The 13,247-nt window shown below is 36.1% G+C and carries 18 protein-coding genes; 5 read left to right on the top strand and 13 right to left on the bottom strand.

Annotated elements, in window-relative coordinates:
* Positions 1-48: 48 nt before the first annotated feature.
* The 5 genes from D1867_RS12255 to D1867_RS07565 all read right to left on the bottom strand — a co-directional run bounded on the left by D1867_RS12255 (position 49) and on the right by D1867_RS07565 (position 2,080).
* Positions 49-336, bottom strand: coding sequence for a hypothetical protein (locus D1867_RS12255; RefSeq protein WP_205737144.1), 288 nt, complete (start codon positions 334-336; stop codon positions 49-51).
* A gap of 58 nt (positions 337-394) precedes the next feature.
* A complete protein-coding gene (locus D1867_RS12435; RefSeq protein ID WP_338078112.1) occupies positions 395-484 on the bottom strand; it encodes a hypothetical protein in 90 nt (29 codons plus the stop codon).
* Positions 485-709: 225 nt separating this feature from the next.
* Positions 710-994, bottom strand: coding sequence for a nucleotidyltransferase domain-containing protein (locus tag D1867_RS07575; protein ID WP_338078111.1), 285 nt, complete (start codon positions 992-994; stop codon positions 710-712).
* Between the two features lie 46 nt (positions 995-1,040).
* Positions 1,041-1,466 (bottom strand): HEPN domain-containing protein, encoded by a 426-nt coding sequence (locus D1867_RS07570; RefSeq protein ID WP_338077998.1) that lies wholly within the window; start codon positions 1,464-1,466, stop codon positions 1,041-1,043.
* A 194-nt stretch (positions 1,467-1,660) separates the two neighbouring features.
* Positions 1,661-2,080 carry a hypothetical protein gene (locus D1867_RS07565; protein WP_155863496.1) on the bottom strand — a complete coding sequence of 140 codons (420 nt, stop codon included), beginning with the start codon at positions 2,078-2,080 and terminating at the stop codon, positions 1,661-1,663.
* Between the two features lie 368 nt (positions 2,081-2,448).
* Between D1867_RS07565 and D1867_RS07560 the strand changes: the two genes are divergently transcribed.
* The gene (locus tag D1867_RS07560; protein ID WP_205737143.1) at positions 2,449-2,775 is read left to right on the top strand and encodes a hypothetical protein; all 327 of its coding nucleotides are present in this window, start codon (positions 2,449-2,451) and stop codon (positions 2,773-2,775) included.
* Positions 2,776-2,845: 70 nt separating this feature from the next.
* Complete coding sequence (locus D1867_RS07555; RefSeq protein WP_155863494.1) at positions 2,846-3,997, top strand: RNA-guided endonuclease TnpB family protein; 1,152 nt, start codon at positions 2,846-2,848, stop codon at positions 3,995-3,997.
* A gap of 244 nt (positions 3,998-4,241) precedes the next feature.
* Here the strand turns inward: D1867_RS07555 and D1867_RS07550 are convergent, their stop codons facing one another.
* The 4 genes from D1867_RS07550 to D1867_RS07535 all read right to left on the bottom strand — a co-directional run bounded on the left by D1867_RS07550 (position 4,242) and on the right by D1867_RS07535 (position 7,287).
* Positions 4,242-4,811, bottom strand: coding sequence for an ATP cone domain-containing protein (locus tag D1867_RS07550; protein WP_155863492.1), 570 nt, complete (start codon positions 4,809-4,811; stop codon positions 4,242-4,244).
* Positions 4,812-5,164: 353 nt separating this feature from the next.
* Complete coding sequence (locus D1867_RS07545) at positions 5,165-5,866, bottom strand: creatininase family protein (RefSeq protein ID WP_155863490.1); 702 nt, start codon at positions 5,864-5,866, stop codon at positions 5,165-5,167.
* A gap of 23 nt (positions 5,867-5,889) precedes the next feature.
* On the bottom strand, positions 5,890-6,252 hold the full coding sequence (locus tag D1867_RS07540) for a NifB/NifX family molybdenum-iron cluster-binding protein (RefSeq protein WP_155863488.1): 363 nt from the start codon (positions 6,250-6,252) through the stop codon (positions 5,890-5,892).
* Between the two features lie 456 nt (positions 6,253-6,708).
* Entirely contained in the window at positions 6,709-7,287 is a 579-nt protein-coding gene (locus tag D1867_RS07535; RefSeq protein ID WP_155863486.1) for a methyltransferase domain-containing protein, read from the bottom strand.
* Positions 7,288-7,838: 551 nt separating this feature from the next.
* Between D1867_RS07535 and D1867_RS07530 the strand changes: the two genes are divergently transcribed.
* From D1867_RS07530 to D1867_RS12765, 3 genes are all read left to right on the top strand, one after another.
* Positions 7,839-8,957, top strand: a complete 1,119-nt coding sequence (locus tag D1867_RS07530; RefSeq protein WP_155863484.1) for a PhoH family protein — start codon at positions 7,839-7,841, stop codon at positions 8,955-8,957.
* A gap of 147 nt (positions 8,958-9,104) precedes the next feature.
* Positions 9,105-9,710, top strand: a complete 606-nt coding sequence (locus D1867_RS07525) for a zinc ribbon domain-containing protein (RefSeq protein ID WP_240872193.1) — start codon at positions 9,105-9,107, stop codon at positions 9,708-9,710.
* A gap of 31 nt (positions 9,711-9,741) precedes the next feature.
* Positions 9,742-9,825 carry a hypothetical protein gene (locus tag D1867_RS12765; protein WP_155864430.1) on the top strand — a complete coding sequence of 28 codons (84 nt, stop codon included), beginning with the start codon at positions 9,742-9,744 and terminating at the stop codon, positions 9,823-9,825.
* Positions 9,826-10,022: 197 nt separating this feature from the next.
* Here the strand turns inward: D1867_RS12765 and D1867_RS07515 are convergent, their stop codons facing one another.
* From D1867_RS07515 to D1867_RS07500, 4 genes are read right to left on the bottom strand one after another with little or no spacing between them, the layout of a single operon-like run.
* Positions 10,023-10,523 (bottom strand): hydrogenase maturation protease, encoded by a 501-nt coding sequence (locus D1867_RS07515; RefSeq protein WP_155863482.1) that lies wholly within the window; start codon positions 10,521-10,523, stop codon positions 10,023-10,025.
* On the bottom strand, positions 10,520-12,754 hold the full coding sequence (gene hypF, locus D1867_RS07510) for a carbamoyltransferase HypF (protein WP_155863480.1): 2,235 nt from the start codon (positions 12,752-12,754) through the stop codon (positions 10,520-10,522). Before hypF ends, D1867_RS07515 begins: the two co-directional genes overlap by 4 nt.
* A gap of 19 nt (positions 12,755-12,773) precedes the next feature.
* Positions 12,774-12,998 (bottom strand): HypC/HybG/HupF family hydrogenase formation chaperone, encoded by a 225-nt coding sequence (locus D1867_RS07505; protein ID WP_155863478.1) that lies wholly within the window; start codon positions 12,996-12,998, stop codon positions 12,774-12,776.
* The gene (locus D1867_RS07500; protein WP_155863476.1) at positions 12,991-13,221 is read right to left on the bottom strand and encodes a HypC/HybG/HupF family hydrogenase formation chaperone; all 231 of its coding nucleotides are present in this window, start codon (positions 13,219-13,221) and stop codon (positions 12,991-12,993) included. The genes D1867_RS07505 and D1867_RS07500 overlap by 8 nt, the downstream gene beginning before the upstream one ends.
* Between the last annotated feature and the right edge of the window lie 26 nt (positions 13,222-13,247).

Below are 13,247 nucleotides of genomic sequence, written 5' to 3'. Positions count from 1 at the left end.
TTTACAAGTTCCTCTTGAAATTTCGCTATCCTTTCCATTGTACTGGAATTAGTGTAAATCTAAAGCTATTTCTACAATTAATCTAAGTTTATTGTCATTTATTATACTGGCTATTTCTCTTAATCTAGTTGAGGGCATAATAGCAATAATCAAATCTACTCTTTCTACAACTTTCCTCGGTGATAATCTCCTTTTACAGAGATGGGGGTTAGGGGGGCGGAAAGGGGATGGATAGCCCAAGACGTTAATGATGCTCCTCCACAGCTCAAGTATGAGCAACCAACAATAAGGGACTAGGTGAATGAAAGTCCTCACTCTTCCAATGCTCTGAGCCACGCGAATCGATGAACCCCTTTGAAGGGAACCCTTTAGGAGGAAGTCAGCGGGAAAGTATTTAGATAATAAATCTCTCTCTATAGTTTATTGCTAACCCCGCAACGTGCGCTTTGATCGCTTGGTAAGCCTTTCCAGCGGAATTTCTTATTAATCCATCATTTAAGAATCTCTCTGCTAGATCCGCCTCATATAATGCTTCCTTGAATCTATCTTCTTGATATTTCTTATAGTCTACCCAAGGTTTTCTACCTTGCGAAGGAATAGAGAACTTCTTTTTGTGCGGTAATTAGTAATAAATTCTAGGATATATAGAGTTCTCAACTATATGTTAGTTTAAATACTTTCAATTAATAAATTTTGTCTCTGTTTTCATTTATTCAGTAATTTTAATAGTCTTCTTTGAGGTAGATAAGAATCTTTTTGCGTTTTCCTCATCTTCAATATGGAGTTCTACTGGAGCGTCAAAAGGGAGACTATAAAAGTCCATAGCTCTAATTAATACTTTTTTAGATAACTCTTTTCTTTCCTTTCCTGAAAGTTTCCTTTTTATGACTATGAGAATATCGATATCGCTAAGTACAGTAATCCTATCTTCCGCAACGCCCCCTATTATATAAACTTCCGCACTAGGTTCTATATCGTGTACAGCTCTCGCAATCTTTTCTGCATATTCCCTCCATCTTCTTAAATGTGAAAATCTGAACTTAACCCAACTTAACGTTTTTAGCCACCTCCTCTAGGAAATTGATTATTTTATCTGCGACATCAATTAGTTCTTTTGATTCTTCTTCATAATAATCTATATCCTCGTATCTAGAGTCTATATATGCGTCCTCAATAGAAATTAGTTGCTCTCTATATTCTCTGATAAGTTCATTTAACTTTCTTGACAAATCTTCATAACCGTTTTCCTTTAGCAATTTGGATAAATAACCTAATAATTCCCTTATTCCATACCCTACATAATCTTTTCCGAAGAGTTCAAAAATTATTGCTTTAATATAAAGCTGTAAAGCTTGCTCTACGTGAAATGTGCTAGTATCGTAATAACCTTCATTATAATCATTCTTTGCGTCAGCTAAGAACCTTAAGGCTCTCCTTTTTAATCTTTGTACTCTATTTCCACTCACGCTTTAAAATAAACGAGGAATATAAAAGAGTTTATAGCTCTTGTTAATCCTAAGATAGTGGTTTAGCCAAACGAGGAAAACAAAAGTAAGTTCCACGATAAGAGTATACGGCCATTGCAGTTACGAGAAATTATATCATAAAAGTTATTCTATTTAACAGTCCTATTTGTAAGATCTAGGAGTAAAGCTTGACCTCATAGATTTTCTAATTCCTTCTTAATCTCCTCTATTTCATTTATCTCTTCCTTAGTTAGGTGAGAGGAAATCCATTCAAATCTTAGCTCTTTAAGTAATTTTATTATATCTTCTTTTCTAGCGTCATTTTCTTTCCATTCATCAAATAGTCTTAATGCTTCTTTAGTCATTTCTGTAATGCCATTGTAATATTTCTCCAGTTCTTCAGCAACTCTTATCATGCAATTCTTAGGCACAGCGCACGGCGTATCCTTTCTATGCAAGTCATACTTCATTGCTAAAGATTGAAGCATTCTTCTCAACGACTTGTAAGCTCTCCAGGCTGAAAGTTTTAATTCTCCTCTCTTCAGCCTTTCAAAAGCTACCTTGAAATCGTTGTAACTCATTTTTGCATAAGTTTGCTCATCCCTTATTGGCATAAGTATAAGGAGGAATAAGAGTTTTAAAGTTCAGCGAGTAATCGCTTCTTCACCTATCTAGTCCCCAAAAAGTCATCATCGATATTAAATATTCCTTATATCCTTTTTTGGTTAACGCTCATGGAGAACAATCTCTAATGATTATTATCGTCAATATTCTTGTGCCACGTAACTACTCTGGAATAAAAATCTAATAAAAAGAATTTATACAATTAAAATCAAAATTTAGTTTTTATTAGATGTTGCTTTAGTTCCATATTCTTTGAAATTATTTGTCTTGCACATATAAAAATGTCCTTAGGTCTCTTTTCACAAGCCCTTAGTTTTCATAAGAAAAGTTTAAATTGAGATATTAATAGCTCCAATTTATGGAAACTGAATACAGAATAAATAAAAGGGGAATAATTATAATGACCACTTTTTCCTTATTTTATGCCATGTTAGAGGCAGGAATGGATTGGGATCCAAAGCAAGGATTATTATCACCACTTAATAACTGTTCTTCGTTATATTTCTACAGATTTTTATATACGGCATTATTCCTTTATCCTTCTTACTTAGCTTCGAGGAAACTTTTCTCGCTCTTAACTATTTGGTATTTTGTATACGGTTCGCTGGCTGAGGATATACTTTATTGGATTATAATGTTTAAACCTCCATATTCGTGGTCTTGGTTTTACAAAACTGGGGGTTAAGGGGGAGGAAAGGGGATGGATAGCCCCCTTATAGAAAGCTTTTTTAAACTTCTTTTCCTGCCAATATTCAATGGCTAGGAGGGAGAAAAACCCAATCAGAGCTACGGTTTCAATGAAGATTGGCTTGTCTAACTCCCTCCTAGCCCTCGTGAACAACTACGTAAAAGCACTCCGTTTCACCTTGTTCTGGTTGAAAGAGAACGTGAAAAACCCTGAAGAAAAGGGCACACTTTCTAAAGTGCACGAGGGATTGTATGAAAAGCTGAGGAAAGAGTACAATCTACCATCAAAGGTTGCTCAAGACTGCTATCGTGATGCCTTGGCAACATACAAGGGTTGGTATAACAACCCGAAAAAAGGTAGGTTTCCAAGAGTTTATAAGCCCACTGTATGGTTGACACCAAAAGCTAGCTACAGTGTGGAGTTAGAGAAAATGGTAGTTAAGATAGCAAGTGTTGGTGAACTACCAATACTAGGTTATCCTAGAAATCTAAAGGACTACTTAGCATGGGAGATGAAAGAAGCTAGGCTAACAATCAAGGATGGCAAAGCTTTCCTTAAGGTGGTTTTTGAGAAACCAAAAGTTAAGATACAACCCAAAGGTAGTGTTGCCGTAGATATTAACATGAGCGATATTGTCGTTGGTAAGGATGACACTCACTACGTTAGGATACCCACTCGCCTTCACGATGCTTATCACTTCAAGTCATTAGCTGAGAATTTGCAAAAGAAGTATCCTAGAAGGTGGAAGGAGAACAAGAGAATTCTACATAGGATACGCTCTTTTCATCAAAAGGCCAAACGAATCATGGAGGATTTTGCTAGGAAAGTTGGCAAATGGACCATTGAGATTGCTGAGGATTTGGGTGCCAACGTTATAAAGTTGGAGAACTTGAAGAACCTCATCAGGAACGTTGATAAGCTACCAAGTGAGTTTCACGATAAACTCTACCTAATGCAATATCGTCGTATTCAGTATTGGATAGAGTGGCAGGCTAAGAAGCATGGGTTGATTGTTAAGTATGTTAATCCTAGATATTCCTCAGTTTCTTGTCCAAAGTGTGGCAAGAAGATGACTGAGATTGCTCATAGGTATTTTCACTGCCCCTCATGTGGCTATGAGAACGATCGTGACGTTATTGCAGTCACGAATTTAAATGGGAGGGGGTCTCTGACCCTCTCGACTGCCCCTCAAATGAGAGATGTAAACCCAAATCGATGAGGGGAACCCTCGCTGACGGGGAGGAAGTCAGCCTGTCTATTATTATATTCCAATTCCTGATGTCATGGAGCTCTGGATATTAATTATTTTAAGGAAGAAAGTAGCTAAATAATATGAAAGTCTTTTCAGTTAAGAGCGTTCTATAAATTTTATATTCTGTATTGAATTATAAAGATTTGTTATTTAGTTAATTATGAACATGTAGTATTAATTTTAGTAAACTTTTTCCTTTAGAGGAAATCTCCTAAGATTGTAAGGGATATTTTAGCTCATAAGGCTTCCAACCCAGACTTTCTCTGAAATCGTTAATGTACTTTATGGCCTTCTCCTTCTCGCCTTCCGGCATGTCCTTCTTATGAAGTACGCCCATAAATAATGCGTAAAGTCTTGCATTAATAACTTTGGGACTAAGGCCGTAGTCCATGTCCTCTTTTAGTTCATCTAGTATTTCCTTAACTTGCTCTGCGTTTTCAAGTCCTTTACCGTTAAAATCCTTAACTTTTCTGCCTAAGTACAGTTTTCCTTTATCAACAACTATTGCCTTACCGTTCTCAAAGGTTATTCTTCCTTTAAATACTCTATCGTAGAACTGCCACGCATCTGCTACTTCAGGCTCAAGTTGTTGTAACCTAGTTAAAACGTATCTCCTTATTTCGTCTGTTGAAATCTTTTCCCTCTCCTTAACCCGTTCGTCGATCTCTTTTACAATTTCCTTCGCAACTTCATCTGATGCACCTGCTCTTATTAATGCATTATAAAGCTTATCTGAGAGGTATTCTTCCTCTTCTCCTGATCTCTTAATTACTTTAGTCATAAAATGTATTACAACAAAAGAAGAATATATTTTTACATGAAACCCATCTTAATTGAGCGTGCATAGTCTTTAAGACTGACTTCCTCCTGGTTCCCTTCCAAGGGGTTCATCGATTCTGGTGGTCCAGAGAACCATTTGAGGGTACTTTCATCTATAAATACTGTTGCGCCTCACTCGAGCTGTGGAGGAGAGTCATTAACGTATTGGGCTATCCATCGTCTTTCATTCCTTAACCCCCGTTTCTGTAAAGGATAATTGAGCAAGATAATGGAATACTGCTTTCATTAAAAGGTATGCATTCCAGTTTGAATGAAATGAAAAAATTTCTATAATTAGAAAATAATAGATGGCATTTATTTATTTTCTTTCAATATTTTAAGAACTAATTCCTTTAATTTATTTACATTATGCCTTATGAACGACTCTCCAATATTTATATCAATTTTAAATTCTCCAATATTTATAATTCCTTGTGGGTTAGCTTCTGCTGTGGTTATTGTATTGAATACTCCTTCTTTTACTGAAAAATCTTTGCCCACCTTGTTCTCTTTGACAATGGACGGATGAAGGTATTTTATCGTTGAAGTTTCGACAGTTCCCGCATGTAAGTCCTCGCCTTGAAAGAAGTTATAGTCAGGGTAGAATATGTATACTTTTTTGTTATCATAGCTCTCCTTTTTGTCACCTCTATTTAGATTTATTTCCCTCTTTATTACCTCTAGAATTGCCTGGTTTCCTCCGTGTGCATTGACTATTATTACTGCCTTAGTTAATTCTAAGGCCTTCTTTATTACCTCTACTAAGTAGTTGTAGAATGTAATATAAGATACTCCAACATAAGGTAAACCGCTATGTTCAATGGAGCATGAATAATAAATTGTAGGGAATAATAACACGTCATTTTTAAATTCGCTCTCTACTCTCTTAGCTATCTCCTCTGCAATAATTGCATCTGTACCCATTGGTAAATGGGGTCCATGTTGTTCAATACTGCCAATAGGAAGTAAAGAAATCTTATTAAAAACTTCGTCCCTGGTTGAGTAAAGTAAATGCATAGAATATTAAAAGCGAGAGAGATTTAATGCTCTGTTATTCTTTCCTTCATTGCTAAAAAGCTGGAGTAAATCACTTCCTTCATATTTACTTCCTTCAAGTTGCTACTTCTCAAGTCCTCCCCTGGATTTGCTATTAACATCTTTATTCCTGCCTTCTTTAATATTCTATATGAAGGGAAGCATAATGAACCATGAGGAGCTATAACTGTGCTTGCCTTAAGCTCTACGCATTCTTTAGCTACAGCCGGTCTCTTCATTGGGGAGTTGAGTGCAGGGTTATTTCTCTTTTCTATAATTTCTCCATTTTCATTCATTAATACTAGGTATTTCGCTTTGGAGAAGATTTCGAATTTCATGCTATCGTTAACTGTAGTGCAGATTATCATGTGTTAATATACTTTCTAAGGGTTATAAAACGATGCTAGAACGCTTTAATAATTATTACCGAAACATATTGTTATTCCCGAAAAGAAGTTTACAAAGAATGGGGGTTAAGGAATGAAAGGGGATGGATAGCCCAAGACGTTAATGACTCTCCTCCTCAACATTCCTCTGGTGGTGGTTCTCTGAGCTCTAATCAATGAGCCCCCTTGGGAGGTAACCATTCCAGGCAGAGCTAAGGCCCGAGAACTTTGGAAATAAGTGAAAAGAGAAAGAAGTAATGAGGCAATGCTCGTGAATAAAATGTCAGAGAAAAAATGATTCGCGAAAATCTAGCTGCTCGAAGCTCAGATGTTTAGTTTCTTTGTGTTGTTGCAAAAATTGATAATTATAAATGCTTTTAGAGGAAGAAAAAGACCAATGCGTTAACACGTTAAATAGTACCAAGACTTCTTGAAAGATCACGTAATGCCAGTAGTCTTTTGATTATCAGTATCAACTTTCTTCATTAATGAGAAGAATATTCCTTGGTCTACATGATATTCAACTTCAGAAAATCCCGCGTTGAAGAAATCTTTCCTCATGTTCCTAACAATCTCCGGTTCAATAAGTATGAAATACCCGTTATCCTTTATTACTTTGCTTATCTCATTGGCTAAGTAGTTTCTTTCCTTTCTTATTTTATTATAAAAATAAAGGACAGAATAAGCTAAATCGAAGCTTTTCTCTTTGAAAGGTAAAGGAAACAAGTTCTCCACTAAATTGTAATCCTCACCTCTTAAATAGTCCTTGACTTCCTTGTCTGTAATTTCATCCTTCCATACTTCTATTGAAATTAGGGAAGGAAGTTTGGTCTCCTTCTCAACGCTTAACGTAACTAAACAGTTACCGCAACCTATTTCTAGGGCTTTCTTGGGATTGATCCTCTTTATTATTGATGAAACGAGTTTACCTATCCTCAGTTCCTCACATATTGTGACTCCCATTCTTCTAAACGGTCTGTAATTCCAGGAGTTTATACTGTCAAAGATAGATGACATAGTTTATTATGATATCTTAAATTTATAAATTATGATAAATACTACTTCTTCTTCCGTTTTGCTGTCTTTTATCAATAGTCCTTAATGTTTACCTCCTTTCTATATACTCTCTTAAAGATATGCCTGAATAATTCGCTATATATTTTCACCTTCCACTCTCTTAAAGATATGGTGCTTACCCGTGGCATAACTTATACTCTGTTCACGAAAATCCCTTTTATGTCTCTTCCTAACTTGGATTGTTTAGGGAAATCCTCAGATCATTTAAAATATTTTATATTCTTGCCCGTGAGCCTCCGTGCATCTTTTATTACTTCCTCGTTAGGTAACTTTTTATATCTTGCATTTTGACTGCTGAAAATTATAAACTGTTTTTATCTGGATTTCCCGCCTCGTCAATTGCTACGTGAATCTCATTTTTAGTCATTAACTACAAGTAAAAAATGAAATCGTGCGCGTGTAAGCTTAAATATTTCTCAGTGTAAATTGGGGTTTACGGGGATACGCGTACGATGAGTTAACCTCAAAAATCCTTCTTCAAATATTATCATATGCTAGAGTCAATCAAACCTATGAGTAAAGGCCAAGAAGAATTACTTAACGCACTTACTAACTCCAATTATAATATTATAGGAGTATTTGGTCCCACTGGAACTGGGAAAAGTCTATTCTCATTAGCTTATAGTATTGATGCAGTATCTACTGGAAAATTTAGAAAATTAATTGTAGCAAAGCCTATAGTTGATGTAGTAACTCAGGAAGAATTAACAAGAAAAGAGTATGACAAGTATGAAGATATGGTAAAGGATTACATAAAGGACGTCTTGGGTGGTTTTGCGGAAGAGAAAACTATAGATGATTTATTCTCTTCCGGTAAAATAGAAGTGCTCGATTCAAGGTACCTAAGAGGGAGGTCTTTCAACGACTCGATAATATTTTTAGACGATGTTCAGTTAATGAAGCCCGAAAGCGTATTAGAACTGTTCATAAGGTCAGGGAAGAACTCAAGGTTAATTATTGCTGGAGACCCTGTTTTCCAGACTTTAAGTAATGAGGCAGATTCTTCTGAAATTATAAGGGAAGTGTTACTGAACGAGAAAGACGCAAAGGTTGTGGACTTAGGAATAAAAGATATAGTTAGGGCAGGGACTAAGAGGGGAATAAGGCTTTTGCTAGAGTATAAATTAAGGTCTAGAAAACTCAGCGAAGCCGAAAAGAAGGTAATGGATTCAGCAAAAATTCGCGCTCCAGATGCAGATATAATAACTGTAGTTGAGTTCTCAGAAGAGAAGAAAAAGCTTAATATAACCTCAGAGCATGTTCCTGATGCATTAATAGTAGTAAAGGAAGGCAATGCTGGTAGGCTAATAGGTAAAAGTGGGGAAAGGATTAACGGAATAGAGAGCGATACTAAGATGAAGGTTAGAGTAGTGGAGTTAAAGTTAGACTTTAAGGATATGATAAGGGCGGTGCATCCTTTACCTTGGGTAGTTAAGCATGTTGAGGATGTAGATTTTCAAGGTAACGAGCTCGTAGTGAGATTAAAGAAAGAGTCCGGAGGCTTCATAGGTCAGAAAGGTGTAAATATAAGGCTAGTTGAATACGTAATTAAACAAATGTTTAATGTAGGAGTTAGAGTAATTCAACCAAATGAGGAAAATCAATCATAAAGGCCTTGCGATATCATCTTAACGGTATTTGCTAAGTTGTCGATTTAAAGTAAGCAAATATACTACTTGATAAAATGAAGGACAAACTTCGCCCCTTCTAGGGGCGGGGTAAAGCCTTTTAAACGCCAACGATACCTATTAATTAAGATGCCCTCCTCTGGTCAACTTTATGAGGAGCGGAAGCCGACTTCTACTTCCGCAATACCGGAGGAGGGTGTCTACGAAGTTAAATACTCAAAAAATTATCTAGAATTGTTAAGGGAAAGGAGGAGGTTGTTTAAGAAACTAACTAGGAGGCTCCTTCACCTCTACCGTAACTTAGCTTCTCACCTTATTGAAACACTCCACGAACTAGGAGTATCAACAATCTACTTAGGTTACCCATTCAACATTGTGCAAGAAAAAGGCAACAAGTTCACAGTAAATATGTGGTCTTATCGTAAGTTAATGGAATCCATAGAATTGAAGGCTCAAGAATATGGTATGAAGGTGTATGAAGTCGTTGAGTACAATACGTCCAAGTACTGTGCTTACCACGACGTGGAAGTTAAGAGGAACCCAAGAGGAGTAATCATTTGTCCCAAGGGTCATAAACTTCATAGCGACCTAAACGGCGCGTTAAACATTCTAAAGAAGGCAGTAGGAGTAATCGTTAACGCAGTGAAAAAACCCTTGTCTTTCATCGTGGATCATAACCGAGTAGCACCCATCAAAGGGGGTGTAACCCCTAAGACCTCGGGGAACCCTCGCTAGCGGGGAGGAGGTCAGCAAGTAGAACTTCTATTTGGAGACAGCTGGCGAGTTTCTGAATAAGGGAGATTTAGTTGATGTTTGTGAAAAATATTATAAAGCCACGAGGATTTTCTAAAGTATATAGCTATTGTAGATAATATGAGTGAAATATTAAATCAGATTGACAAAAAACTATTGGGAATCTGAGCTTTTGTTAAAAAGAAAGTTGAGCTGAAGGAAGGTAGCTTGGAAATTACATGGGGAAAGAATGAGTGAAGTAAAGACCTTGGCTAGTATAATCAAAGCACTTTCTCTAAATTTATTACCTCAATATTAGCGTTTAATTTCTCGTATAATTGAAAGAAATCGTTTCTTTGCCTCATCTACGTCAAAATCTATAAATTCTTTCAATTTATCTATCGCTTTTAATCCGTTTTTAATCATTTCTTCGCTTAAACCGTATCCTACATCGATTTCCTTTGGCTTGCAACCTATTACAATAATTTTTCTATTTTTACCATCAGAATTTAAGATTGTAAGTATATCTCTCATAGACATGGAGTGAGAGCCACCTAAAGACATCGAAATCACTGCTTGAGGAATTTCATCTTCTAATTCAGTTTTTATTTCAAAAACTTCTACGTCATTATCTATATCTGCTGCGTCAATAATGATTATTTCATCGTAATCCCTTATATCATCTATTATAGATAAACTTCCCATTCCCAGGTCTTTAACATCTATTGGAATTAACCCGTCTAATGCTTGGGCTATAAAGCTTCCGCAACCATCGTCTTTCATAAAAATATTTCCTACCCCTATTACGACTTTCATTTTTCTTCACTGATGTAATAAACTTGTCCCAACGCTATTCCTCCATCTCCAGGCGGTACTTTAGACTGCGTAAGTATTTCGACCCCCTCTGAATTTTCTATCATACCTTTTAGTATATATTCGTTAACTGACGCTCCACCAGATACTACTATTTTTTCTGGATTAAGTTTCAAAGCAGCTCGAACTAACGCTTTTCCTAGCTCATATTGTATAGTATACGCAATACTTGGCTTGTCTTGAATTCCGTTTTCAATAATCCACTTAAATGCCGCAGTTGTGTCTATTTCGTTATTAATTATTGGAAATTCGAAATCTAGTAACTTACCGTTTCTTGCAAAGGCCTCAAGCTTTATTGCCGGTTCTCCTTCGTAAGTTCTATAATGGCAAATATCTAGTAACGCCGAGATTGAGTCTAAAAATCTCCCTGTACTTGAGGTAAATAATCTGTTTTTCCTCGTTTGATACTCTAATACTTTTAGTTCTGTATCACTTAATTTGACATAATTTTGAATTTCGTTCCAATTCATAAACGTTGAGAGAAATAGTGCTAGCATTCTATCGGGCTTTAACGAATTTATGTCTCCGCCAGTATAAGGTACATATTTTAAATGATATTCTCTTGAATATTTTTCTCCATGATCTTTTATGTTGATTACCTCTCCGCCCCATCCGTTACCGTCGTCTCCGTAACCTATGCCATCAATTATTATACCTACAGCGTCGTTGAGACCATATTCAGCCATGGCGCTTAGCCCGTGAGCTAAGTGATGTTGTACTTGTACCAGCTCTGCTGAGTATTCTTCTGAAAGTTTTGAAGCGAGTCTAGTGCTTTGGTATGCTGGATTCTTATCTGCTACTATAACTTCAGGAGTTAGGTGGTAGGTATTTAAGAAGAACTTTATATATTTTTCCAGTTCTTCTAGAGTGTTTAGCTCGTCAGTGTCACCTATGTATTGAGTAAGGATAACCTTATCATCGAAAGCTACAGCACCAACGTTCTGTAGTTCTGCGCCAACCGCTACAGTAACTTTTCTCAATTTTCTCTTTATTCTTATCCATGTGGGGGCATATCCTCTGCTCCTCCTGAGGAACATAATTCTCCCTGAAGATATTCTTATCACGCTGTCATCAACTCTATTTACAATTTTTCTATTATGATATAAAATATAATCTACAACTCCTTTTAGTTTAGTTTTCACGCATTCCTCATCGGTGCACATTGGTAAGCCGTGTTTATTTCCGCTCGTCATTATTGATATTTTTTCCTTAAGATTGTCGAGTAGTAAATAATGCAATCCAGTATAATATAAGAAGAATCCTTCTCTATCTAGGTAAGGAGAAACGTACTTAGAAATTTCTGAATCCTCTTTTTTCCTAAGTAATACTATAGGTCTCTCTAAGGATTTTAGTAATTCCTCTTCTAACTGGCTTACTTCAGCGTATTTTTTAATAACGTCTACTGATAAAGCCATTAGTGCAAAAGGCTGTTGAGGTCTGTTTTTCCTTTCTCTTAGTTTTATTACAACGTCATCGTCAAATGGGTTGGCTGCAATGTGAAAACCTCCTATTCCTTTTATTGCCAAAATGTACCCTTCCTCAATAAGCTTAGCAGCAGTAGCTATGGGATCTTTGTCTTGTATTATTTCTCCATCACTTGTAGAGAGGAAAACTTTAGGACCGCAAATAGGACAACTTATTCCCTGTGCATCGAATCGTCTCTCGTTTTCAGGATCTTCGTATTCTGCTTTACATTTATCACATAAAGGAAAATCTCTCATAGCAGTATTTTCTCTATCATACGGAATTTTGTAAAGCATTGAATACCTTGGTCCGCAGTAGGCACAACTATTGAAGGGATATTTATATCGTCTATCTTTAGGATCCAAAATTTCTCTTAAACAATCGTCGCATATTGATAGGTCTGGAGGTATTTGACTAGGTTCATTTACTACGTTGCCACTAGGCAAAATTTTAAACTCGTGGATGTCTTGTACATTATCTTCTTCTATCAGTATTTTTTCGATTTTAGCCGGTGGTGGAATTTTAGAGAAAAGTAGGGAAAAGAACTTGCCTATATTTTCTTCTCTGCCTATAATCTTAATTTCTACTTCGCTTCCGCCCAAATTTTTTACATAGCCGTAAACATTAGATTTTACCGCTATCCTATAGATGAATGGTCTAAAACCTACTCCTTGCACAATGCCAGAGACAAGTATTCTATAAGCCTTCATAATAGTAGTCTCTCATTGCCTATTTTAATGATTTTATGAAGTTTTTCAGCTCATCTTTAACGTCTTCTTCATTTATAACCTTTATGGCGTAGCCTGCATGTACTAAGACATAGTCTCCTATTTTGGCGTTTACTAGACCAAGCTCAACTTCTCTTCTTATTCCGTTAAAGTCAACTATTGCAGAGCCTTCATTATTAATTTTAATAACCTTACCTACGTATGCCATATCATATGGGTCATACATTATGGATCACGCTGTTAATTTCTTTCTCGTAATTTAGAATTTCGTCGAACTCTTCTTTTGAAATTTTTTCATATATCATGCCGTAACTAACTATTACATAATCCCCTGGCTTAAGGTCTTCAAAACCATTAGCTAATACTGGTTCTATTATTCCATTACCATAGTCCACGAAAACTATACTATCTTGAACGTCAATGACTTTTGCTGGAAAACTTAAACACATAATTAAGAATTATTGGTAACATTTAA

Source organism: Acidianus infernus, assembly GCF_009729545.1.
Taxonomy (GTDB): Archaea; Thermoproteota; Thermoprotei_A; order Sulfolobales; family Sulfolobaceae; genus Acidianus; species Acidianus infernus.
The sequence above is the reverse complement of the archived record's forward strand: the minus strand, read 5'-3'. Positions and strand labels throughout refer to the sequence as shown.